Here is a 21,436-nt window from a genome sequence, read left to right as displayed (position 1 = left end):
CTGGAAAACAGCGGCATCTTGTAACGCCGCTGTCAGTCTTTACGCACGTTAGGCCGCTTTGGTTTTCGCCTTGCGCACCAGATGCGTCACCACGTTTTCGATCATCCGCATGCCAGCATCGCCACCCAGTGTCATGATCGATTCCGGGTGGAACTGTACGGCAGCTATGGGATCCTTGGAATGTTCGATGCCCATGATCGTGCCATCTTCACTTTCTGCGGTGATGATGAAATCACGGTGGAGCGTTGCCGGGTCAGCGAAGATCGAGTGGTAACGACCAACGGTGACGTCTTTGCCCAGTCCAGAGAAGACGAGGCCCGGTTCCAGCACGCGGATGCGCGATGGCTTGCCGTGCATCGGGATGGCGAGATGGCGAAGCTCGCCGCCATATGCTTCCGCCAACGCCTGCAACCCAAGGCACACACCGAAGATCGGCAAATCACGCGAACGTGCAGCCTTGATCGTTGCCTTGCAATCGAAGTCGCTGGGATTGCCAGGCCCCGGAGACAGAACCACGAGATCCGGCTGCAAACGGTCGAAGACTTCGGCCGCGACTGGCGAACGCACGGTCGAAACCGTGGCACCGGTCTGGCGGAAATAGTTGGCGAGCGTGTGCACGAAACTGTCTTCGTGATCGACCAGCAGGATTTTCAACCCGGTACCGACCTTGGCGGAAGCCCGCTGCGTTGCCGCAGAGTTCTGCCCTTTCGCATCGCGGATAGCTGCAATCATGGCAGATGCCTTCAGTTCGGTTTCGGCTTCTTCTTCCTGCGGGTTGGAATCATTGAGCAACGTCGCCCCTGCCCGCACTTCCGCAATACCGTCCTTGATGCGAATGGTGCGCAACGTCATTCCAGTGTTCATATCGCCGTTGAAGCCAACCATACCAATGGCACCGCCATACCAGACGCGAGAGCTCTTCTCATGAGCCTCGATGAAGCGCATGGCCCACAGCTTCGGCGCGCCTGTCACGGTCACCGCCCACGCGTGTGACAGGAAGCCGTCAAACGCATCCATGTCGTCACGCAGGCGGCCTTCGATGTGGTCCACCGTGTGGATGAGGCGCGAATACATCTCGATCTGGCGACGACCGATGACTTTGACCGAGCCGGGTTCGCATACGCGGCTCTTGTCGTTACGGTCCACATCCGAACACATGGTGAGCTCAGATTCGTCCTTCTTGGAATTCAGCAGTTTGAGGATCTGCTCGCTATCGGCGATCGGGTCTTCACCCCGCTTGATGGTGCCGGAAATCGGGCACGTCTCGATGCGGCGACCGGAGACACGCACAAACATTTCCGGCGATGCACCCACCAGATATTCCTGATGACCGAGGTTGATGAAGAACGAATATGGAGATGGATTGATGGCTTTCAGGCGGCGCGAAATGGCCGATGGATTGCTGTCGCAACGCTCCATGAACTTCTGGCCAGGCACGACCTCAAACAGATCGCCGCGCCGGAAGCTTTCTTTCGCTTTCGTCACCAGCTGCGAATATTCGCCAGGGTGATGATCCCCGCGCGGGGGGATGCTGTCTGTCTTCACGAAGGGTTCCGGCGCGATATCCTGCGACTTGCCATGTGTTGTGATGCCATTTTTCTCGAAGTCATAACGGTCGATCCAGGCCTTTGCCTGATGGTGATCGACGACAAGGATTTCGTCCGGCAGAAACAGAACCATGTCGCGCTGGTCTTCCGGGCGCTCCAACGAGAGCTTGATGGCGTCGAACTGGAAGGCCAGGTCGTACCCGAAAGCACCGAACAAACCGATGGCCGCATCCGCGCTGGAGTAGAAGAGATCAACGATTGCCCGCAGGGCCGTAAACACGGTCGGGATTTTCGAGCGTTCTTCCTCGGTGAAGATACGGTCAGGCTCGTTGACGACGAGGTCCAGACGCTTCGATGTTGACGTCCCAAGCGTCAGATCCGGCGTGGCCTTCAGCTTCTCCGTAATGAGAGACAGCAACGCCTCACCACGACCGTTGTAGGCTTCGATCCACATCGTACGGCCGAAACAGGAAATGCCGAGCGGCGGGTCGATGATCGCGGTGTCCCAACGGGTGTAACGGCCAGGATACTCGTAGTTGGACGAAAACACGGCGCCACGACGTTCGTCGAGTCCGGTCACGTAGCTATCGATGGCCGTTGCGTAATCGGCAGCGCGACGCTGGCGCGTGACTTTGACCCCGCCTCTGGTCTCGTATGTTTCAGACCCGTCATCCTGAATAATTGTTACCATCTATTCTGCTTCCCGTTTCTAAAGCCCGATGACAGGCGGCATAACAACAAAAAAGCCGCCTGAAAATTCGGGCGGCTTGGACTTAGTCTAAGGACATGGGTGCTCAAGGCCGCGTTAAGCTGCCCCACCACCAGATTGCAATGTTCTTCGACCGTGTGTTCATGACGAAAATTGTTAGCGCCAACCGAGCCTATTGGCAAGCGGATTTGAACCGAAAGCATATTGAAACGTTGTGGGTGAGCCGCAATGGGGGAACGACCGGTCACATGCTTCATCGTCTCATGATACTCGCAGCCAGCACGCTGCTGATCTCCGCCGCACAACCGCCGCAGGATGTGCCGGTCCCTCAGCCCAAGCCTGCGCAGCAAGACACCACGCCCGTACCTGAATCGGCAGACAAGAAAAAAGAAGAAGAGAAACCCGCGCCCCCTCCTGCGGAAAATGGAGTGCCTAAACCAGAAGAAAAGCCTCAATCGCCTGCAAGACCTGAAGACAGCAAAAAAGAGGAGGACAAAAAGCCGGAAGAGCCTCCTCGCGATCCTGTAAAGGCAGAAAACCCCGAAGAGTTGAAAGCCTGCCTGGCGGAACTAAAACAGCTGGGTGCGGAGTTCAAGGAACTCCCGCCGATCACGGGTGAAGAGGATGGATGTGGCATCGCATCTCCTTTGGAACTATCCACCGTCATTCCGGGCATCAAGCTGGAGCCAGAGGGCACGATGAGATGCGAAACGGCACTGGCGCTCTCGCGCTGGGCAAAGAACGTCGTGGTACCCAATGCGGCAATCGCTATGCCCGACAAAAAAGTCACCGCCTTCGGCAATGCCTCCACCTACATCTGCCGTAACCGCAACAGCGCCGAAACAGGCAAGATTTCCGAACACGCCAAAGGCAGCGCCGTCGACATTGCGACCATGACCTTCGACAAGGGCGAACCACTGGTCATGAAGCCACGTTCGGAAGACGGCACCATGGAAGGTGCTTTTCAGCGCACCATCACCACCGCCGCCTGTCTGTTCTTCCGTACCGTACTTTCTCCCGGCAGCGACGCCACCCACCAGGACCACCTGCACCTGGACGTCTTGGAGCGCAAGGGCGGATATCTGTATTGCCGATAAACGTCAAAAGACGGAGCCAAAGCCCCGCCTTTCTTTTTTCACTCAAATCCTGATTGGCAAATCCTGATTAGCCAGTCCTCATTAGCCAGTCCTCATTAGAATGTCTGTGTGAGCGAAATCTTGAACGAACGACCCGGCTCGGAATAGAAATCGACGGGCTGGTTCACGCTGGAAACCGTGTTCGGGTTGATGTCCCTGACGCCGACTGCATTCCAGTATTTGCGATCGAAGAGATTATAGACACCGGCTTGAACACGCAGGCCCTTCGTCTGTTCGGGCTCCCACCAGCCGGTCAGGTTGAAGATGCCGTAGCCCGGCGCATCGAAAGTGCTCGCCGCTGCGTCATCACGCATGTGCGACGAAAAGATGCCGGTAAATTCCGAGCCCCAGCTTTCCTCAGCGTAGCCAACACCAACGATGGACTTGAACGGTGCGACCGTTCGAATGAATTCGTTGGTATCCGTGTCTTTGCCATAGGCATAGGCAAGCGAGGCATGCGCGAAAAAGCCATTCGCCAAATCCTTGCGGACCTTTGCTTCTACGCCAGATATCTCAACGTTTTCCCGATTTTGATAGGTGAAGAGCGAACCATTGCCTCTCCCACCGAAGCCGGGGAAAAGGGTTGTCGTCGTCGTGACCTGTTCGATGAAGTTTTTGTATTTGTTATGAAACAGCGTCACGCTACTCGAAAGATCGCCATCGTCATATCGGCCACCGAGTTCAAAACCATTGCTGGTTTCTGGGTCCAAGGATGAATTGCCAATGACAGCGTAGCCGGAGCTGATGTTGGAGAAGTTGAGATAGAGTTCGTTGACGGTCGGCGCGCGATACGCCATGGCCCATTGGGCAAAGAGCTGAACCTCTGGTGTCAGGTCATAGGTGGCAAGAAGCTTTGGAGAGAAGCGTGAGCCATTGTTGCCCGAGGGCAAGCCGAATGTATTGTAGCCGCTGTTGGTCGAGACCGATCCATCTGGATCGTAATCATAGGCATCGAACCGTATGCCGGGCGTCAGCTTGAAGCCGCCGTTGCCGAAAGCAAGTTCGTCCTCCAGATAAACGCCGAGACTTTTCCCGCTGACATTCGGCATATCAGACTGGGACGCGGAGGAAGATCCGCCCGTATTGATGTAAACGGAGTCAGTGAAATCAGACGTCCAGGCGTTACCGCCAAACCGAATGGTGTGGCTGATGCCGCCAAGGTCGAACCCGGATTCAAGACCGCCGACAAGCCCGAAGCGACTATCTCTCATAGTGTCTTCACGAATATAGAGCGAGTTGTTGGTCAAACGGTCGCCAGCACCGGAAACCTTGTCGAGACGCGTCCAGTAAAGGGACAAATCAGCCGCATCGATGACGCCGTCCGTCGATGGTGCCTCGTATTTGTAATCCAGAGATACGCGGTCGCGTTCAGTGTCCTCATGGCCATCATAATCGTCGATCCGGTAAGTGGAGCCGGAGACACTGGTGCCCTGCAGGGTTTTGAGGTCGGTTCTCGTACGCAGTGAGAACCGTTCCGCTGTCAAACCAATGCTGTGTCCACTTTCCAAATCCTGCCTGACCTTGAACAGCAGGTTGCTTTCATACGTATCGCCCGGATTGGGTGTCGTGCGGCGGGTGCCGTAAATATCTGCGCTTCCGCGGTTATCCACTTCATTCCCACGTTTGTAGGACCCCTGGAACAGAACGGACGTGTTCTCTATTTTCTTGGCAACAGCGACCGACCCGCCGATGCTTTTGTCCTCACTGTCATAGGTTGTTTTGGCAACGCCACCCCAGTCCTTGTCGCCGGAGATGAGATCGTCGGCCTCCAGGGTACGCAGTACCAGCGCGCCACCCAGGGCGCCAGAACCGACCCGGCTGGAATCGGCACCGCGAACCACATCGATCGACGACAGTGACGAGAAATCGAAGCTGGAACTGGTATTGCTCAGCGTTGTCGTTGCCTGCCCTTGACGGGCGAAGTTCTCGAAAAACGGGACAGGGATGCCGTCGATCAGCGTGGTGACGCGCGCGCCGCCCAATCCTCGTATGAAAAGGCCGCCCGGCTTACCAGGCTTGGAGTTGACGAAATCCACGCCCGCTTCTGTCGTCTTGCCAAGATCCTTCAGGCTGCCGATGTCTTTCCTACGGATTTCGGTGGCACCCGTCGTGCTTGCCAATGGCGTATCGCCAGCGGCATCTCCTGCCTTAACCCGCTTTCCCTTGACAATAATTCGCTCCAGCACCGTCGCGCCATTGGCGTCGCTCTGGTCCGCGGTCTGCTGTGCATTGACCACATTAACGGAAAGAAGAACCATCGCCGTGCTGACAAGCAAAGCGGATTTGGAAAGCCCATTCATCATCATTCACCCCTGAATTCGGGCACACGAAAGCATGCGACAGCGTGATGCGCTGCCGCGGAGTGACCCGATAAAATACCCCTAATTTTTACGGTTTGGCCGCAATCGAGCAGTATAAAACATGACTTTTACTGTCAACAATTAAAATATGATTCGATGACTCATATTTATCGTCAAGGGACTGAGTTGCAAAAATGTTACGATGCTTTGGTAAGCTGCAACTCAACAGATATAATGGATTTCCGGTCTCTTACATTCAGTTTCAGGAAAAATGACACAAAGCTGCGAGAAATATCTGAAAAAGGATGGTTCAACTGACCATCACGGAGCGATTTCGGCGTTTTTTATGCCCACCGATAAATTTCTTGAAATCGCATGCAACCATTTGAATTGAAATATTTAAAATAAAAGTTAGGAAACAGGAATAAAACCAAAAATTAAGAGTGGCATTTGAAGGTTTTTCGTATATTTGTTACCGTTAACATATCTCGTGTCCTCGAACGAAAATACTTATGATCACAATCGAACGGCAGCCTTTGCTGAGCAAACAGATATCTGCTGCGGAAAGCCGACCCCAGTGGCTCCAGGTCCTTCAGACCGTTGCGGTGGAATTCGGATACACTCACGCCACGTTAATGCGAGTTCCGAAGTCTGATGAAATTCTGCTGGCCGGCGTTGTTATCGAAAGCACGATCCCCGTCCGCTTCGTCCGTGAGTTCGACCAGAATGTCTTTCTGCAATATTGCCCGGTTTTGCTGCGGGTTGCGGACTCCCTGATGCCGCAATACTGGTCTTTGGATGACGATTCCAGTCGCGCGTGTTACCCGAAGCCGATGAGCGACCTGATGCGCCAGTTCGGCATCGTGAACGGCTTGATGATACCGATCAACGCCTTCAGCGGCGATCGTCACATTCTGCGCTTCGATGGAGATCGGTCTGAACCCGACCAGGGAACCTTCAACGAGATCGGCATGATTGCGCTGCATGCTTTCGACGTCTACGATCGCATGCGCCGTGCAGAAATGGTTGCGCCGCGCAATTTGACCAAGCGCGAACTCGAAGTCATCCGCTGGACCTCTCAGGGCAAAACATCCGCAGAGATTGGCCAGATTCTGACGCTCTCCGACCACACGATCAACGCTTATTTGAATAATGCTATCCGCAAACTGGATTGTGTGAATCGCACACAGCTGGTGGCGAAAGCCATTCGCCTGAAGCTGATCAACTGATCAACTGGCGCCCCTCGTGCGAAGCGCCAGTCGTCTCCAGACGATTATCGATCCAGAACGGATCTTAGTTCCACCAGATTGGAACGCACTCTCAAAACATAAAAGCCCATGGTTGCCAGATGCGATGGCATGATCCAGCCGCTTTCGTCACCATTGGAAATGATCATTGGTTGAATGCGCAGTGCAGCGCGGGTTTGCAGCAACGTGTCGTTCCACAAACTTGTCAGGTTACGCTCGCGAATGACCTGTGAGAAGTCTGCACCAGCAGCCGACAGAATGCCGTAGTAGCCATAGAGCTGCCCGTATGCGAACCAGAAGCGGTCATCCGCACGCGTATCGAACCAGCCGCCATTATAGTTTTCCGAGCGTTCCCGCAGAATGGCAGATGTGCCACCGATGTCGTTGGCAATACGGTCGACAAACTGGATGAGGTTGTCGGCACGGCCGTCGAAAACGGAATTGCACAACGACAGATTGGCGTTGAACTTTCTTAAGCTCTCGGCGGCAGAGCGGTAATAACTTGGGCTTGGCGTCTTCGGGCCGAAGGGGTTCAAGCCGAAATACCAGGAATATTCATCGAACTGGAGATTGCCGCGTGCGCTTTGCAGATCGCCATCGACACCCGATGTTCCGCGAACGCGACCAAGAGAATCGACCAGTTCCACAGAGGTGCGGCGCACAGCCTGGTTGACGCCCCGCTGGAAGGAAGCCTTGTTGTCCAGAAACGGCGTACTGTCCCAATCAATCCCGAAAAGCCCGACACGATAGAGCAGCATGGATGAAATCCAGGCGTTCTGATCAACATTGTAGTCAATCAGGTCTGCTGCAACATCAACAATGGCCGAGCGCTGGCAGCTCTTGGTGGGAACGGCAGTGGCTGTAGCATCCGCACCCGCAGCGGGCTGCGCCGGTAATTCCTGCCCGGCGCTTTCCTTGCGTTCGGCAAATTTGTACGTCGCTACATAGTCAGGATTGAAGTTCGTCCAGACCTGGGTCTGCCAGAAGAAGTAGCCATAAAGACCAACCAGAATGACGAGCGCAGCTGCAATCGGTGCCTTTACCATCAGTGCCCGGTCAGAATACCAGCCATTGGCGGCACGAAAAGGCCACAAAAGCCCCGCGATCACGATGGAGATCCCTCTTCCGAACGCTGTAAACACGCGCCTGAAAAACGCGACAATCGGATCGAGCATCGTTCAAATCTCCTTAGCGCAACGACCGGAAGACCAGCTGCGATCTTTCTGGTACTTTGCCTCAAAATAACAAATCTGTGTTGCGGGCGCTCCGCATGTTGACAGCCCGGAACGCTTCACCCGTAGCAGTATTTCGGGATCCCTCGCGAGACCTGATGTCACTCACATATGGTTGCCGTTGCCGACGATACAACGGATGGGTCACGTTTTTACGAAGACTGGCCTACACGGGGGCGCTGGAGACGCTTCCTGCGCGCTGAGCAAGTGCTTCATCAACCCGTCCCTTTCGTTGCTCAATATCCTGCATGGTAATGGCGCCTTGGGAATGCAAAGTCAGCAAGCCCTGAAAGACAGCAAGTGACATCGGTGTGGAAACATCCGTGTGAACAGACGGTTTTGCCTCGGCCAGAAGCGGGTCAAGCGATCCAAATGCAGCGTCATAAAGCTGTATGCACCGCTCGGCCTCGACGTTGACCTTGTTGAGCAACAGCGTATGCAGAGCAATCGCTTCATTCTGGAGATCGATCATATCTCCAAGAAGAATTGCCTGCCGATCCAGAACGTCGTGCATTTTGCGCAGCGTGTCGCGCTGCCCCAACACCATCTCGCGCTCTGCGGAAAGCTCTGCTTCTTCAAGTCTCAACTGGGAAAGCCGCGTTACGTCACTGGCATCTTGTATTTTTCGGTTCAGCGTCGCAAGCGATGCCACGAGACTTTTGTCTCGCTGGCGTGCATCATCCATCTTGGACACGATGACGCGCCGTTCTTCCATACTTGCAACGAGTTCCGGTTCAACGCTTACCACCAGTGATGCTGCGGCATCCTTACGGCGCTGAAAGACGTCATGAACAGCAGCCGCCTGAAGAAGAATGGTTTTCGCCGTCTCCGCAACGATAAGCTTTTTCAATCGCAAGGCTTTGAACGATGTGGGGTTGCGCTTGATAAAAAACCCAAAGAATTGCTCACGCCATGACACTTCTTCCACTTTATCAAAAGCGGCATAAGCGGCTTGAGTGGACGCTCCCAAACCGGAGACAACCTCCAGAATATCAGTTTCAAGCGCTCGTATCAAATCTCGAAGCTCGGCAAGCTCCCGCGCTTCAGATTGGAAAGCCGTTTTCGGCGCCTCATCGAATGGAATGCAGAGCGCGTTTGCCAGTTGCGCACAGAGTTCCTGCACCGTCCGCGCCTCGGCACGCAGCTTTTCGGTTCTGGCGTCAAAAGACGGCGTTTTCGCCATGCGAAATTGTCCCCCGAATCGATTTGTAGCAAAAAGTCCACACATATAAATATGGGTAGCCTTCTCGCAAAGAAGCAGAAGAGATCGCGTGCACCAAAAGGGTTAATCGCCCTTGACGGCGTCGACCCAGTGGCGACGACAGAAGGAGACGTATTTCTCATTGCCGCCGACATCGATCTGCGCACCTTCCTTGACCACCTTGCCGTCGGAATCGAAACGCGCCACCATGGACGCTTTGCGTCCGCAGTGGCAGATCGTACGAATTTCTCGCAACTCGTCGGCAATCGCCAACAGCTCCCTTGAGGCGGGAAACAGCTTGCCCTGGAAATCGGTCCGCAGGCCGTAAGCCATAACCGGAACACCCAGCGTGTCAGCAATCGTGGCCAGTTGCCAAACGTGGTGTTCCGACAGAAAATTAGCCTCATCGATAAAGACGCAGGCGACCGGCTCTTGCGCATGCAACTGCGTGACCTGCGCAAGAATGTCGGTACTATCATCGAAAACGAGAGCATCGGAGGAGAGGCCGATACGTGAGGCAACTTTGCCGACACCGGCTCGGTTGTCGAATGCTGCGGTAAAGATCAGCGTGCGCATGCCGCGCTCATGATAATTGTACGACGCCTGCAAAAGCATGGTCGACTTGCCGGCATTCATTGCCGCATAGTTGAAATAGAGCTTGGCCATCATGCCCTCCGGTCGGTTCTGGCGTCTTTTGCGGCTTGGGCTAGGCCAAGGGCAAGAGCCGCATGACAAAAAACACAGCTTTCCTTGGTCAATAGTCTTCAGCCATTCTAAAAATCGAAGACGTGTCGCAAACCGTTGTGCATCGCACGCAAACGCGCATGAGTTGATTGTCTGCTCCAGATATTCATAATGGGCGCGAAGTTTAAAAAAGAGGGAGTAAGCAATGCTTGCAAAAAATCGCCGCTGTCTGGCACTCGCCGCAGCAGTTTCTGCAATGGCACTCTTCACCACCGCCGCCTCTGCGGCCGAACCGGCAAGCTGCGGCACTGTCCGCTTCTCGGATGTGGGCTGGACGGACATCACGGCGACCACTGCAACCGCCTCGGTCATCCTCAAAAGCCTGGGCTATGAGACAGACGTCAAAATCCTTTCCGTGCCCGTGACCTACACCTCGATGAAAAACAAGGATATCGACGTTTTCCTCGGCAACTGGATGCCAACAATGGAAGGCGACATCAAGGCTTACCGCGAAGACAAGTCTGTGGAAACCGTTCGCGAGAACCTGACCGGCGCCAAATACACGCTTGCAACCAACACCAAGGGTGCCGAACTCGGCATCAAGGATTTCAAGGATATCGCCGCCCATAGCGACGAGTTGAGCGGCAAGATCTACGGTATCGAGCCTGGCAATGATGGCAACCGTCTGATCCTTGGCATGGTGGAAAAGGACGCGTTTGGCCTCAAAGATTTTCAGGTCGTTGAATCCTCTGAACAGGGCATGCTGTCGCAGGTGGCACGCGCTGAAAAATCCGGCGACCCCATCGTCTTCCTCGGCTGGGAACCCCACCCGATGAACTCCAATTTCAAGCTGACTTACTTGACCGGCGGTGACGATGTGTTCGGCCCGAATCTCGGCGGCGCCACGATCTACACCAACACACGCGCTGGTTACGTTCAGGAATGCCCCAATATTGGCGCGCTCCTGAAAAACCTGCAATTCACACTTCCCATGGAAAACGAGATCATGGGCAAGATTCTCAATGACGGCATGGAAGCGGAAGCTGCCGCAACGGATTGGCTGAAGGCCAACCCGACTGCCATCGAGCCATGGCTTGCAGGTGTAAAGACCAAAGATGGCAGCGAAGATGCCCTGACTGCGGCAAAGAAAAATATCGGCCTCTAGAGGCTTTATCTTGCATTTGAACCTGTCTTCCGACCTGATCACGGTCGGAAGACAATTATGACTCCGTTCACGAAAGGTCCCGTCTTACCGTGGAATGGCTCAGCGCTTCTCAAAACCGTTTACCGATCGGTCGATATGCCAAGGAAGCAGTCGATTGGCTGACCGGAAATCTTTCTTTTTTCTTTGATTGGTTATCCTTCATTTTCGAAAGCGTCATCGACGCTTTTCTTTTCATGCTTCAGGCGCCGCATCCTCTCATCATCGTCGCCGTGCTGACGGCCCTGTCTGCGTGGATGCGTCGCTCCATCGGAATGCCGCTGTTTACGGCGCTTGGGCTGCTGCTCATCATCAATCTGGGCTACTGGAAAGCGACAACCGAGACACTCGCACTCGTCATTGCTGCGAGCATCGTCTGTATGATCCTCGGCATCCCGCTTGGAATTTTAGCTGCACGACGCAAATGGGTCTACACCTTCATGCGTCCAGCACTCGACCTCATGCAGACAATTCCGACATTCGTCTACCTCATTCCAGCCCTTGTCCTGTTCGGACTTGGAATGGTGCCGGGGTTGATTGCAACGGTGATTTTCGCCCTGCCCGCACCGATCCGGCTCACAAGGCTCGGCATCATCTCCACGCCACCAGCCTTGGTCGAAGCTGCGGTTGCCTTTGGTGCGACGCCAGGTCAGGTATTGCGCAAGGTGGAACTGCCCTACGCCACACCACAGATCATGGCGGGCCTAACCCAGACGATCATGTTGGCACTGTCCATGGTCGTCATATCCGCACTGGTCGGCGCAAACGGCTTGGGTGTTCCTGTGGTGCGCGCACTCAACACCGTCAATATCGCCATGGGGTTTGAGGCCGGACTCTGTATCGTCATTGTGGCGATCATTCTCGACCGGCTGTTCCGTCTGCCGGGCTCGGAGGATGAAGTATGAGTGACGCGATTATTTTCGAAAACGTCGATATCGTCTTCGGCGACAGTCCATCAGAAGCGCTGCCACTGATCGACGCAGGCAAAACCCGTACGGAGATCAAGGCAAAAACAGGCCATGTGCTTGGCGTGGCCAATGCGTCCCTCACAGTCAAGGAGGGGGAAATTCTCGTTCTGATGGGATTGTCTGGCTCTGGAAAGTCGACCCTTCTGCGAGCTGTCAATCGACTTGCGCCTGTCGTGCGCGGCAATGTCAGTGTGAAAACACCATCTGGTTATCTTGATCCTTACAAAGCATCAACGAAGGCATTGCGGGAACTTCGCACCAACACGGTGTCGATGGTGTTTCAGCAGTTCGGGCTGTTACCGTGGCGCAATGTCGCTGACAATGTCGGGTTCGGCCTTGAATTGGCGGGCGTTTCGGACGCTGAGCGTAAGAAGCGCGTTGCTGAACAGCTGGAACTCGTCAATCTCTCGGAATGGGCAAACCGCAAGGTGGGCGAACTCTCCGGGGGCATGCAACAGCGTGTTGGTCTTGCCAGAGCTTTTGCCACCGGCGCACCCATCCTGTTGATGGATGAGCCGTTCTCCGCGCTCGACCCCCTGATCCGCAGCCGTCTTCAGGATGAACTATTGGAGTTCCAAAGCCGGTTGAAAAAAACCATTCTGTTCGTTAGCCACGATCTGGATGAAGCGTTCCGCATCGGCAATCGCATTGCCATGATGGATGGTGGCCATATCATCCAGTGCGGCACGCCACGGGAAATCGTTAAAAACCCATCCAACCAGTATGTTTCGGATTTCGTGCAAAACATGAACCCGATATCCATGCTGACGGCAGCAGACGTGATGCGACCGGGCGTCAGCGCACACCAGGCGGGTCTCCCGGTATCCGGCACAGCGCGCCCGACCTCCCCTCTGGTCGATATTCTGGATGCCATGGCAAAGCAGCCCGGCGAAATCGGGATCGTCGATCACGGGTCGATTGTCGGAACCATCTCCGCAGACGACATCATTCGCGGGCTGACAACTCACAGACGGCGATAGAACACGGGCTGCGGTGCACGACGTCTGCATCGCAGCTCAGCGTCCCCTTTGCAGAGACACAGGTCGAATAGCCTCCTCGCAAGACGTTTGCCTCACCCGCCTGTCCTTCACGGCTCATACTGCAATCGTGAAGCAGCAGATAAAACGAATGACATTTGAAATGCCTATTTTGGAGGCGGTCCCAAAATCTGGTAATTCGTTCACCTATAGACGCACTTCAGAGAAACGAAATAAAATACTTTAATAGATTGAAATTTAATAAAAAATTCCAAAATTCAAAAAATAATATATAAAAATAGGAATTTATAACTATTTTTCCGGATTAATAGGAAAAATAAACGAGTTTAAACTATAACTAATATACACTGCACCATACCTTAGATTTAGGTATATACAGCGATCTGACCGAATTGGTACACTTTACGCATACCAAAAATGGTTTGCCAATGAGATGGTCCGGGGCGGGCTTTACTCGGGAGAAGTAAGAATATGAACACTGAGTCTCTTTCTGAACAGTCGACAGTCGCCGCGGGCCTTTTGTCAGCCATGGCGAACCCAAAGCGCCTGATGATCCTGTGCAGCCTGGTTGAAGGCGAAGTACCGGTTGGCGTGCTCGCTACGCAGGTTGGCCTTAGCCAATCCGCTTTGTCGCAGCACCTATCCAAGCTGCGTGCGCAGCGTTTGGTCAAGACCCGGCGCGATGCTCAGACGATCTACTATTCCAGTACCTCTGAATCCGTCAAAAAAATCCTTTCCACGCTTGAAGGTATCTACTGCGCCTCCCCAAGCTCGGAAAAATCTGCTGCTTGAAGAATAGCGCAATGCCAGCGCTGGACATTTCAACGGCTGGCGCTGCGCGTTTTTATCTACAGGTAACCGGCCGCCCCGGCCATTGGCGTTGAAACATTGATTATATGATGGCCTGCATCTGGGCCTTGAGACTGGCAGCGGCCTTCGAATAGCCGCCATCGCCGCCATCGACAAAATGCATGTGGTCTTTCGACAGCGGCGACGGCACGATACAGGTCATCAGCGCCGTATCCTGCTCGTGCAGGCCGTAATAGCAGATACCGTCACGCGCCGCCTCCTCCAGCTTTGCCTTGATACCGGCTAGCCGTTCCGGATCCACATCGACCGTCATCTTCAACCCATCGTCGAACTTGCGGAAGTCCGTATTGCTGGCAACTGCGCGTTTGTATTCGATGGGGTCAAAACGACCAACAGGCTTTCTGAGCTTGTAGAGCACAGCGATGAGGATCGTCTGAAATAGCACCCACGCACCTTTGCGGGCTTGGGACAGCCTGTCCCTGTAAGCCGACAGCGCGCGCGCCTCCATTGCAAGCCCTTCGCGAATGAAGCCAAGCGGTGGCCCTTCTGCGGGAACCGGATGGCCACCACGTCCATCCTCGTTGGCAAGCGCGACAATCTGCGACACGAGGTGCCGGAATGCGACAGTGTCCTGCGTCAGCCCAGGCACGGCGATGATCGACACCACCGTGCCATATGTGGCGGGAATCGGGTTCCAGCGACAAGACAAACCCGTAAGATCGGGCCGCGAACCACTTTCGGCAGGCTCAACCAGATAGTGTCCCTGCTTCATCTGCTCGTCAGCCCAGTGGTTGCCACCACCTGTAAACATGGCATAGGACACATCGTCGCTCGCTTGAAACCGGGCAATGCGTACATCCAAACCATTCTCTCGTATTGCCGCCACAGGCACGATGGCGGCGCGAAGCGAAAGACCAATGTCGTCCGCAACCCAGCTCTGAACCTTTGACAAGGCTTCACGCGCCGCTTCCACCTGCAAGGGCGGGACGGCAATCGCTGCACCGTCCCCTCCAAAAATAAATGGCAAGTCATGCCGCTTCAGGGCGTTTAAAACTCCGGAGATGACACCGGCACCGGCCATATTGACCGCTTTGTAACGGCCTGCGTCGATGGCGCCGGTCGAATCGTTGATATCGGCAAGAGCAAGCGCCCAACCGTCTGGCAGCGCGCGATAAAGCGTGGGATTGGCGACGTCCTCGAATTCAAGGAACAGCGGCAGCTCACTCAGGAACTCTTCGTCGGGCGACAACATGACGGCACCATCCTCTCTCGCACAGATCCGGCTGCTTAGCGGCCTTCCCGTCTCATGACATCGACCGCCGGTGAAAGTCTTCACAGATGATTTACGCGACAGCACCACCTTTAGATCAAACATGGCTTGCGAAATCAGTTCTGGCGAGTATGAACCACATTAGGATGTTGTAAATCAAAGATGATACGGCGCCGCTCGTCTGGTGGAAGGGTCAATTTGCGTGGCAATGAACGCCCCGGCCCCGACGACTTATCGGGGATACGACCCAATCCAAGGAGAGAGACGAAATGACACTCAAAATTCTATCCGGTCTGACGCTTGCGGCTTCCGTAGCTTTCGCACCACTGGCTCATGCGGAGATCGTGATCGGCCTTATCGCACCGCTGACCGGTCCGGTCGCAGCCTATGGCGATCAGGTCAAGAAAGGCGCTCAGACCGCCGTCGAGGTCATCAACAAAAACGGTGGCATTCTGGGCGAACAGGTCGTGTTGAAACTGGCCGATGATGGTGGCGAGCCCAAGCAAGGCGTGTCTGCCGCCAACCAGCTGGTTGCAGAAGGCATTCGCTTCGTCGTCGGTCCCGTTACCTCTGGCGTTGCCATTCCCGCCTCGGACGTTTTCGCCGAAAACGGCGTGTTGATGGTAACCCCGACCGCCACCGCACCTGATCTTACAAACCGCGAATTGTGGAACGTACTGCGCACCTGCGGTCGTGACGACCAGCAGGCGCAGGTTGCCGCCAAGCTCGTGCTATCGCAGCTGAAAGACCGCCGCATAGCCGTCATCCACGACAAAGGCGCCTACGGCAAGGGTCTGGCAGACTCCTTCAAAAAAACGTTGAACGAAGGCGGCGTGACCGAAGTCTTCTATGATGCACTCACACCCGGCGAAAAGGATCTGAGCGCTCTTACCACACGTCTGAAGTCTGAAAACGTTGATGTCGTTTACTTCGGTGGCTACCACCCTGAAGCAGGTCTGCTGGTTCGCCAGTTGAAGGATTCCGGCGCTAAGGCAACCGTAATCGGTGGCGATGGCCTGTCAAACACGGAATTCTGGAGCATCGGCGGTACCGCTGCGGCAGGCACCATCTTCACCAATGCGGCCGACGCCACCAAGAGCGCTGACTCCAAAGCCGCCGCTGCCGCGCTGACGGCTGCCAACGTTCCTGCCGAAGCTTTCACGCTGAATGCCTATGCAGCCGTTGAAGTGCTGAAAGCCGGCATCGAGAAGGCCGGTAGCGCAGAAGATGCTGAAGCCGTCGCAACGGCTCTCAAGGCTGGTGAGCCCGTGGCAACGGCCATTGGCAAACTGACCTATGGCCAGACCGGCGACCTGACCTCGCAGGCATTCGCGCTTTACAAGTGGGAAAACGGCAAGATCGTTTCTGCCGAATAATCACCGAAACCTCTGCCATTCAGAACCGGGTGCGGACCATCGCGCCCGGTTTTCTCTTTTCAAATCACGGCAAATACCGCCTCATCATTTAGGTCAGCAAAGCTGGACAAGCCATGGTCGCGTCTGGCTTACTCTGTCCGACAAACACAATCGCAACGAGGTTAAACATGGCATCGGCACTCGAACGGAAGATCGATCAGGGAACAGGTCGCGAGAAAGCGGATATCGTGCTCAAAGGCGGGCGCTTCTACGATCTCGTGACTGGCGATCTCATCGCCTCCGACATTGCGATCTGCGGCGATACGATCGTGGGCACATGCGAGGCCTACGAGGGCGTAGAAGTCATCGACATCACCGGTAAGATTGTCGTCCCCGGCTTTATCGACACCCATCTGCACATCGAATCCTCGCTGGTCACACCGCATGAATTCGACCGCTGTGTCCTGCCCTACGGCGTAACAACCGTTATCTGCGACCCGCATGAAATCGCCAATGTTCTGGGCTCGGAGGGTATTCAGTTCTTTCTGGATTCGGCGCTGGAAACCATCATGGATATCCGCGTCCAGCTGTCCTCCTGCGTTCCCGCGACGCACTTGGAAACCTCCGGCGCGGATTTGCCGATCGAAAAGCTCCTGCCCTTTAGAGACCATCCCAAGGTCATCGGTCTTGCCGAATTCATGAACTTCCCAGGCGTTATCCATAAAAATCCCATCTGCATGGAAAAGCTGGAAGCCTTTCAGGGGCAGCACATCGATGGCCATGCTCCGCTGTTGTCCGGCACGGCGCTGAATGGCTATCTTTCCGCTGGCATTCGTACAGAGCATGAGTGCACGACCGCAAAGGAAGCGCTGGAGAAAATCCGCAAGGGTGTGCACATTCTGGTGCGCGAAGGCTCCGTATCGAAGGACTTGCATGCTCTGTTGCCGATCATCACCGAACGCCTGTCGCCTTATCTGGCCCTGTGCACAGACGACCGCAATCCGCTCGATATCGCGGAACAAGGCCATCTCGACTACATGATCCGATCGGCCATCGCCAGTGGTGTAGAACCTCTGGCAATCTACCGCGCCGCGTCGATTTCCGCAGCGAAGGCATTCGGGCTCAGGGATCGTGGTCTCGTTGCTCCGGGCTGGCGGGCCGATCTGGTGGTGATCGATACGTTGCAGAACTGCAAGGCCAGCATGGTGTTTTCTGCGGGTCGCCGCGTAACGGCAGAGCTTTTCGAAACCCGTCAGTCGGTTGCAGCCGTCGGCCTCGACAGCGTCAAAGCACGCCCTGTGCAGGCCTCCCATTTCGGTGTTCCCGCCACCGAAGGTGAAACGCCTGTTATCGGCGTCATGCCCGGCAAGATCATAACGGAGCATCGTCGTTATACGCTGCCGACAGATGGCAATCAGACCAGCGTCGATCTGGACAACGATATCATCAAGGTCGCCGTCATCGAGAGGCATGGCAAGAACGGCAATCACGCCAATGGCTTCGTCCAAGGCTTCGGTTTGAAGAAGGGCGCGATTGCCTCGACCGTCGGCCATGACAGCCACAATATCTGCGTTGTCGGTGTCAGCGAAGACGACATGGCGCAAGCCGCCAACCGGCTTGGCGAGATCAAGGGCGGGTTTGTGGTTGTTGAAGATGGCCGAGTCACCGGCGAGATCGCCCTGCCCGTCGCCGGTTTGATGAGCCTTGAGCCATATGAGACGGTGCGCGATACGCTGCACCACCTGCGTAAGGCCGCCTATGCGCTCGGTACGACGTTGGAGGAACCGTTTTTACAGGTGGCATTCCTTCCGCTACCCGTCATTCCTCATTTGAAGATCTCAGACATGGGGATGGTTGATGTAGATCGTTTCGCGCTTATAAGCTCGAAACGGGAATAACGAGAAATAACGTTAAATATAGAATTGATACTCATCGGAAATTAAGACAGTTAAGATAAACAACCGGATCAAGGATGGAGTACCGCTGGCGAGGCAATCCGTGGTCGTGACGAGAATAGACAAATCGCAGCTGAAGATTGGTATGTTTGTCGAGGCCGTGGAGGGTGCCTGGCAGGATAGCCCGACACTTGGCAGACGTTTTACCGTCAGATCGGGACAGGAGATCGAGCTCATCCAAAACAGCAACGTGACCGGCATTTTTATCAATACTGCACTTGGGCGCGATAACGCCAAAGCGTACTCTCCCAACGTCAAAAATATCACCACGGCGACGAAACTGGAGAAGTGGGAAACCGCGCGAAAAATACAGGGGCATGCCGCCGAAGCCAAATCCCTTATCGAAGATGTCTGCCACGGCCGCACCATTACGGTGGAATCCTTCACACCGCTCGTCAGTGATGTGGCGCGCACGATGGAAGAAAACCCATCCCTCTATATCGGCATGTCCCGCCTGCGCTTTCGCGATAGCGCGACCTTCGTTCACTCCCTCGCCGTTGCAGCACTTCTGCTGCACTTCGGAAGATCCATGCAGATGGACGGCGAAACCGTCCAATTACTCTGCATGGCCGGAATTTTGCACGACATTGGCAAGCTGACCATACCCGTCGAAATTCTGAACAAACAAGGACCATTGAACGCTGCTGAACGACGACTTGTCGAACAGCACCCCGAACGTGGCTATGATCTGCTCTTAACCCATGTGAACCTGCCACGTCTCGTCCTGGATATCTGCCGCTCCCATCACGAAAGACTGGATGGCAGAGGATACCCCGACAAACTCGTCGCCGAACAACTCGGTCCGGAGGTGCGTATGAGTACCATCTGCGATGTTTTCGACGCGTTGACCTCAGCCCGGCCTTACAAAAAGGGGTGGTCTTCGCAACAGGCTTTGAGCTGGATGATGTCCCACGAAAATCAGTTCGACAAAGCCCTCCTATGGCACTTCATCCTCAGTCTCGATCCTGAGATGACGAAAGGCATTCTTTAGATCCGCAGATCACGCCAGACGCGCGCAAAAGACATCAAGCGCATCCAGCTTGGCGACCCCGCCCTCGAAATGAGGCGCAAAACCCGGCATTTGCAAGACTTCACCGACTTTCAGACCACTCGGAACAAGATATTCCATGGGTTCGCGGGTCAGATTGAAGACGAAAAGCAAGGACTGATCGTTCTTGGTTCGGGTGAAGGCAAGCAGGTCCTGCTGGGTTTCCAGAAATGCCATATCGCCATCACGCAACATGGCATGCTGCCCGCGAAATTTCAGAACGGCCCGGTAATGGTTCAGAACCGAGTCCGGCTTTCGTTCCTGCCCGTCTGCAGCCAGCATCGCATGAGCATAGGGAACGGGTAGCCAAGGCTTTTCGGCGGTGGTGAAACCGGCACTTGCCTGCCCGGTTTCCCAAACCATTGGTGTGCGGCACCCGTCGCGGCCCTTGAAGGCAGGCCAGAAGCGGATCCCGTAAGGGTCGCGCAGATCCTCGAATGCCAGATCGGCTTCCGTCAGCGCCAGTTCCTCGCCCTGATAGAGGCAGATGGAACCGCGCAGCGTTGCCAGAACACTGAAGGCCAACTTGGCAACCCGCGCCTGTTCTTCCACGCCCTCTGCAAAACGGGTAAGATGACGCACGACATCATGGTTGGAGAACGCCCAGCATACCCAGCCATCGGTGACCGCCTTGTCGAAACCATCGACAGCATCGCGAATGTGCTTTGCGGTAAACTCCGGCCCCAGGAGGTCGAAGGTGTAGCACATGTTGAGCTTGTCATCATTGGATGTGTAGGCTGCAACGGTTTCGAGCGAACGGGCGCCATCACCCACCTCGCCAACCGTCATGCGCCCCTCATACTCATTGAGCAGTGCCCTGAAGCGCTGGAGAAACGCGATGTTTTCGACCTGCGTCTTGTCGTGAATGTGGCTTTGCATGCCATAGGGGTTCACATCGGGCGCATCGAGACCGGCACTGTCGCTGTCAGGGGCATGTGGCGGATTATCGCGCAGCAGCTTGTCGTGGAAATAGTAGTTCACCGTATCGAGCCGAAAGCCATCTACGCCCCGCTCCAGCCAGAACCTGACCGTTTCTAAAAGCGCGTCCTGAACCTCGGCATTGTGGAAATTGAGATCCGGCTGCGAGGTGAGGAAGTTGTGCATGTAGTATTGCTTGCGAACGCCATCCCACTCCCAGGCAGGCCCCCCGAAAACCGAAAGCCAGTTGTTGGGCGCTGTTCCGTCCGGTTTCGGGTTGGCCCAAACATACCAGTCGGCCTTGGAATTCGTGCGACTTGCACGGCTATCCTTGAACCAGGGATGTTGATCCGACGTGTGGGAAATCACCTGATCGATGATCACCTTCAGTTCCAGCCGATGCGCCTCGGCAATCAAGGCATCGAAATCGGCAAGTGTCCCGAACATGGGGTCAACATTGCAATAGTCGGAGACGTCGTAACCCATATCTGCCATGGGCGAGGTGAAGAACGGCGAAAGCCAGATGCCATCCACACCCAGAGACGCGATATAAGGCAGGCGTTGCGTTACCCCGGAAAGATCACCATAGCCATCCCCGGTCGTATCCTGAAACGAGCGCGGATAGACCTGATAAATCACCGCTCCCCTCCACCAGTCTGCATAATCTGCTGCGGTCGTGGCGGCGGCATCGGGGTGCGGCATGGGCATTCTCCAGTTTCATTCGCCAAAGCATATAAAGCCCGGCTCCGTTCGTAAACGTCAATCATGCAGTGTGGCGTAACATCACAGCGGGGCCGACCTGCCCTTGCCAGTCCGCGCCATGCATCGTAGTTCCGACGGGTCACAAGAGGAGTTTA

16 protein-coding genes are annotated in these 21,436 nt (G+C 55.2%); 9 read left to right on the top strand and 7 right to left on the bottom strand.

Annotated features, from left to right (window positions below; all coding sequences use genetic code 11):
- Nucleotides 1-48: 48 nt before the first annotated feature.
- Nucleotides 49-2,238 carry an anthranilate synthase gene (locus tag GGQ73_RS07330; RefSeq protein WP_183895189.1) on the bottom strand — a complete coding sequence of 730 codons (2,190 nt, stop codon included), beginning with the start codon at nucleotides 2,236-2,238 and terminating at the stop codon, nucleotides 49-51.
- Nucleotides 2,239-2,504: 266 nt separating this feature from the next.
- Here GGQ73_RS07330 and GGQ73_RS07325 point away from each other — a divergent pair, with 266 nt between their 5' ends.
- On the top strand, nucleotides 2,505-3,353 hold the full coding sequence (locus tag GGQ73_RS07325; RefSeq protein WP_183895187.1) for an extensin-like domain-containing protein: 849 nt from the start codon (nucleotides 2,505-2,507) through the stop codon (nucleotides 3,351-3,353).
- 95 nt (nucleotides 3,354-3,448) lie between these two features.
- Here the strand turns inward: GGQ73_RS07325 and GGQ73_RS07320 are convergent, their stop codons facing one another.
- Nucleotides 3,449-5,695 (bottom strand): TonB-dependent hemoglobin/transferrin/lactoferrin family receptor, encoded by a 2,247-nt coding sequence (locus tag GGQ73_RS07320; protein ID WP_183895185.1) that lies wholly within the window; start codon nucleotides 5,693-5,695, stop codon nucleotides 3,449-3,451.
- A 509-nt stretch (nucleotides 5,696-6,204) separates the two neighbouring features.
- Here GGQ73_RS07320 and GGQ73_RS07315 point away from each other — a divergent pair.
- A complete protein-coding gene (locus GGQ73_RS07315; RefSeq protein WP_174153677.1) occupies nucleotides 6,205-6,921 on the top strand; it encodes a helix-turn-helix transcriptional regulator in 717 nt (238 codons plus the stop codon).
- A gap of 44 nt (nucleotides 6,922-6,965) precedes the next feature.
- On the opposite strand, the gene GGQ73_RS07310 is transcribed toward GGQ73_RS07315, so the two are convergent.
- The 3 genes from GGQ73_RS07310 to GGQ73_RS07300 form a co-directional block, all read right to left on the bottom strand.
- Nucleotides 6,966-8,114, bottom strand: a complete 1,149-nt coding sequence (locus tag GGQ73_RS07310) for a DUF2333 family protein (RefSeq protein ID WP_183895183.1) — start codon at nucleotides 8,112-8,114, stop codon at nucleotides 6,966-6,968.
- Between the two features lie 223 nt (nucleotides 8,115-8,337).
- Complete coding sequence (locus tag GGQ73_RS07305; RefSeq protein ID WP_183895181.1) at nucleotides 8,338-9,354, bottom strand: hypothetical protein; 1,017 nt, start codon at nucleotides 9,352-9,354, stop codon at nucleotides 8,338-8,340.
- 102 nt (nucleotides 9,355-9,456) lie between these two features.
- Entirely contained in the window at nucleotides 9,457-10,038 is a 582-nt protein-coding gene (locus GGQ73_RS07300) for a thymidine kinase (RefSeq protein WP_183895179.1), read from the bottom strand.
- 223 nt (nucleotides 10,039-10,261) lie between these two features.
- On the opposite strand from GGQ73_RS07300, the gene GGQ73_RS07295 reads away from it, so the two are divergent.
- The 4 genes from GGQ73_RS07295 to GGQ73_RS07280 all read left to right on the top strand — a co-directional run bounded on the left by GGQ73_RS07295 (nucleotide 10,262) and on the right by GGQ73_RS07280 (nucleotide 14,015).
- The gene (locus GGQ73_RS07295; RefSeq protein ID WP_174153681.1) at nucleotides 10,262-11,221 is read left to right on the top strand and encodes a choline ABC transporter substrate-binding protein; all 960 of its coding nucleotides are present in this window, start codon (nucleotides 10,262-10,264) and stop codon (nucleotides 11,219-11,221) included.
- An 89-nt stretch (nucleotides 11,222-11,310) separates the two neighbouring features.
- The gene (gene choW / locus GGQ73_RS07290) at nucleotides 11,311-12,162 is read left to right on the top strand and encodes a choline ABC transporter permease subunit (protein ID WP_174153682.1); all 852 of its coding nucleotides are present in this window, start codon (nucleotides 11,311-11,313) and stop codon (nucleotides 12,160-12,162) included.
- Entirely contained in the window at nucleotides 12,159-13,205 is a 1,047-nt protein-coding gene (gene choV, locus GGQ73_RS07285) for a choline ABC transporter ATP-binding protein (RefSeq protein ID WP_183895177.1), read from the top strand. The genes choW and choV overlap by 4 nt, the downstream gene beginning before the upstream one ends.
- Nucleotides 13,206-13,694: 489 nt before the next feature.
- A complete protein-coding gene (locus GGQ73_RS07280) occupies nucleotides 13,695-14,015 on the top strand; it encodes an ArsR/SmtB family transcription factor (RefSeq protein ID WP_174153684.1) in 321 nt (106 codons plus the stop codon).
- 100 nt (nucleotides 14,016-14,115) lie between these two features.
- On the opposite strand, the gene GGQ73_RS07275 is transcribed toward GGQ73_RS07280, so the two are convergent.
- A complete protein-coding gene (locus GGQ73_RS07275) occupies nucleotides 14,116-15,285 on the bottom strand; it encodes a DUF3095 domain-containing protein (RefSeq protein WP_183895175.1) in 1,170 nt (389 codons plus the stop codon).
- A gap of 287 nt (nucleotides 15,286-15,572) precedes the next feature.
- Here GGQ73_RS07275 and GGQ73_RS07270 point away from each other — a divergent pair, with 287 nt between their 5' ends.
- From GGQ73_RS07270 to GGQ73_RS07260, 3 genes are all read left to right on the top strand, one after another.
- Nucleotides 15,573-16,679: a branched-chain amino acid ABC transporter substrate-binding protein gene (locus GGQ73_RS07270; protein WP_174153686.1), complete on the top strand. Its 1,107-nt coding sequence runs from the start codon at nucleotides 15,573-15,575 to the stop codon at nucleotides 16,677-16,679.
- Between the two features lie 167 nt (nucleotides 16,680-16,846).
- Nucleotides 16,847-18,556, top strand: a complete 1,710-nt coding sequence (gene ade / locus GGQ73_RS07265) for an adenine deaminase (RefSeq protein ID WP_183895173.1) — start codon at nucleotides 16,847-16,849, stop codon at nucleotides 18,554-18,556.
- Nucleotides 18,557-18,656: 100 nt separating this feature from the next.
- Nucleotides 18,657-19,604 (top strand): HD-GYP domain-containing protein, encoded by a 948-nt coding sequence (locus GGQ73_RS07260; RefSeq protein ID WP_327786300.1) that lies wholly within the window; start codon nucleotides 18,657-18,659, stop codon nucleotides 19,602-19,604.
- 9 nt (nucleotides 19,605-19,613) lie between these two features.
- Here GGQ73_RS07260 and bglA read toward each other — a convergent pair whose 3' ends face one another.
- The gene (bglA, locus tag GGQ73_RS07255; protein ID WP_183895169.1) at nucleotides 19,614-21,281 is read right to left on the bottom strand and encodes a beta-galactosidase BglA; all 1,668 of its coding nucleotides are present in this window, start codon (nucleotides 21,279-21,281) and stop codon (nucleotides 19,614-19,616) included.
- Nucleotides 21,282-21,436: the final 155 nt, after the last annotated feature.

This window comes from Rhizobium skierniewicense (genome assembly GCF_014196515.1).
Classification (GTDB): domain Bacteria; phylum Pseudomonadota; class Alphaproteobacteria; order Rhizobiales; family Rhizobiaceae; genus Agrobacterium; species Agrobacterium skierniewicense.
This window is presented reverse-complemented; position numbering and strand designations above follow the sequence as displayed.

Coding starts and splice junctions, on each gene's coding strand:
- GGQ73_RS07330 (WP_183895189.1), bottom strand. CDS start 2,238: ATGGTAACAATTATTCAGGATGACGGGTCTGAAACATACGAGACCAGA.
- GGQ73_RS07325 (WP_183895187.1), top strand. CDS start 2,505: ATGCTTCATCGTCTCATGATACTCGCAGCCAGCACGCTGCTGATCTCC.
- GGQ73_RS07320 (WP_183895185.1), bottom strand. CDS start 5,695: ATGATGAATGGGCTTTCCAAATCCGCTTTGCTTGTCAGCACGGCGATG.
- GGQ73_RS07315 (WP_174153677.1), top strand. CDS start 6,205: ATGATCACAATCGAACGGCAGCCTTTGCTGAGCAAACAGATATCTGCT.
- GGQ73_RS07310 (WP_183895183.1), bottom strand. CDS start 8,114: ATGCTCGATCCGATTGTCGCGTTTTTCAGGCGCGTGTTTACAGCGTTC.
- GGQ73_RS07305 (WP_183895181.1), bottom strand. CDS start 9,354: ATGGCGAAAACGCCGTCTTTTGACGCCAGAACCGAAAAGCTGCGTGCC.
- GGQ73_RS07300 (WP_183895179.1), bottom strand. CDS start 10,038: ATGGCCAAGCTCTATTTCAACTATGCGGCAATGAATGCCGGCAAGTCG.
- GGQ73_RS07295 (WP_174153681.1), top strand. CDS start 10,262: ATGCTTGCAAAAAATCGCCGCTGTCTGGCACTCGCCGCAGCAGTTTCT.
- choV (WP_183895177.1), top strand. CDS start 12,159: ATGAGTGACGCGATTATTTTCGAAAACGTCGATATCGTCTTCGGCGAC.
- GGQ73_RS07280 (WP_174153684.1), top strand. CDS start 13,695: ATGAACACTGAGTCTCTTTCTGAACAGTCGACAGTCGCCGCGGGCCTT.
- GGQ73_RS07275 (WP_183895175.1), bottom strand. CDS start 15,285: ATGTTGTCGCCCGACGAAGAGTTCCTGAGTGAGCTGCCGCTGTTCCTT.
- GGQ73_RS07270 (WP_174153686.1), top strand. CDS start 15,573: ATGACACTCAAAATTCTATCCGGTCTGACGCTTGCGGCTTCCGTAGCT.
- ade (WP_183895173.1), top strand. CDS start 16,847: ATGGCATCGGCACTCGAACGGAAGATCGATCAGGGAACAGGTCGCGAG.
- bglA (WP_183895169.1), bottom strand. CDS start 21,281: ATGCCGCACCCCGATGCCGCCGCCACGACCGCAGCAGATTATGCAGAC.